This is a genomic window from Thermoanaerobacter sp. A7A (genome assembly GCF_000445185.1).
GTDB lineage: Bacteria > Bacillota > Thermoanaerobacteria > Thermoanaerobacterales > Thermoanaerobacteraceae > Thermoanaerobacter.
Map to the genome: position 1 here is coordinate 1 of NZ_AVAF01000028.1, position 1,909 is coordinate 1,909.

Consider the following 1,909-nt stretch of genomic DNA (forward strand, 5'->3'; position numbering starts at 1 on the left):
ATTTTTTTATCTGTTGCATTTAATTATACAACTAACCAAAATTTAAAAATTGTTTGGTCCATAAATTTTTGTTTGATTTAAAAGTTGTTTTTTGCTAATATTATATATGGGCAAAACTATTATAGAAGGAGAGATTCAGATGAGCATACATATTGGGGCTAAAGAAAACGAAATCGCTCAAACAGTGTTATTGCCAGGAGATCCTTTAAGGGCTACATACATAGCAGAAAATTTTCTTGATGATGTAAAATGTTACAATGAAGTTAGAGGAATGTATGGTTTTACAGGGCATTATAAAGGGAAAAGAGTATCAGTTCAAGGTACAGGCATGGGAGTACCTTCCTTATCTATTTATGTAAATGAGCTTATAACCAGTTACAACGTGAAAAATCTCATAAGAATAGGTACTTGTGGTTCTTTACAACCAGATATCAAACTCAGAGATATAGTAATTGCCATGAGTTCTTCAACAGACTCTGCAATAAATAAGATTAGATTTAATGGCATGGATTATGCTCCTACAGCAAGTTTTAAATTATTGAAAAAAGCCTATGATAAAGCAATGGAGTTAGGAATACAACCTAAAGTAGGAAATATTCTTACAACGGATACTTTTTATAATGATGACCCAGACAGTTGGAAATTATGGGCGAAGTTTGGTGTTTTGGCAGTAGAAATGGAAACTGCAGGACTATATACTCTGGCTGCTAAGTACAATGTAGATGCTCTTACAATATTGACAGTGAGCGATAGCTTGGTTACCGGAGAAGCAACGACAGCTGAAGAAAGGCAAAAGACTTTTATGGATATGGTAAAAATTGCACTAGAAATTGCTGAATAATGATTTTTAAAAAGAGGATAGTTGGGTTTATCCTCTTTTTAAAATAATTGAAAAAGGAGCTGATAGGTGATGAAGCCTTTAAAATTTAAGCCTATTTTTATGGAGAGAATATGGGGAGGTACTGCATTAAGAGATAAATTTGGCTTTGATATTCCCGAGGGTAAAAAAATTGGAGAATTGTGGACAATATCTGACAATAGAACTGCTGTCAGTGTAATTGAAGGTGGAGAATTTAATGGCCAAAAACTAAGTGATATAGCCTATAAATTTTTTGAGGATGTATATGGTAAAGGGGTAAATTATGAGAGATTTCCTTTACTTATCAAAATAATTGATGCGCAAGACAAACTTTCTGTCCAAGTTCATCCAGATGATGAATATGCTTTTAAATACGAAAATGGCGATTCTGGAAAAACAGAGATGTGGTATATAATAGATGCAAAAGCCGGGGCTAAACTTGTGTGCGGTTTAAAAGAAGGAACTACAAAAGAAGAATTTAAAAGACTATTGGAGGAAGAAAGATTAGAAGAATGTTTAAAGGAAATAGAAGTAAAGCCAGGTGATGTGATTTACATACCTTCAGGGATGGTGCATGCTATAGGTGAAGGCATACTTATTTGTGAAATTCAACAAAATTCAGACCTCACCTATAGAGTATATGATTACAATAGAGTAGATGAATTCGGTAGGAAGAGAGAGTTACATATAGAAAAAGCTTTAAATGTTATAAATTTTAATATAAAGACAGATAAAATAATACCTGAATTTAAAGAAATACGAGGCGGACGCATATCTCATGTTGTTAAATCTCCATATTTTCAGGTAAGTATAATTGAAATAAATGAAGAGGTAAAAATAGATACAGAAGGAAAATTTAACACTTTAACAGCTGTAGAAGGAAATTGCAAAATTGATTTTTATGAAGATATTGTTGAATTAAAGGCAGGAGAGACTGTGTTAATACCAGCTTCTACACTGAGTTATACAGTAGAAGGAAATTGCAAGGTGCTCAAAGCTTATATATAAAAAAAGCTAATTGCGATGTTTGAAACCGAAGTAACAACAATG

2 protein-coding genes are annotated in these 1,909 nt (G+C 32.6%); both read left to right on the top strand.

Going from position 1 to position 1,909, the window contains the following annotated elements; all coding sequences use genetic code 11:
• Positions 1–139 precede the first annotated feature (139 nt).
• Complete coding sequence (gene deoD / locus M663_RS0101670; RefSeq protein WP_029687734.1) at positions 140–841, top strand: purine-nucleoside phosphorylase; 702 nt, start codon at positions 140–142, stop codon at positions 839–841.
• A gap of 69 nt (positions 842–910) precedes the next feature.
• Positions 911–1,867, top strand: coding sequence for a mannose-6-phosphate isomerase, class I (gene manA, locus M663_RS0101675; RefSeq protein WP_029687735.1), 957 nt, complete (start codon positions 911–913; stop codon positions 1,865–1,867).
• Positions 1,868–1,909 lie beyond the last annotated feature (42 nt).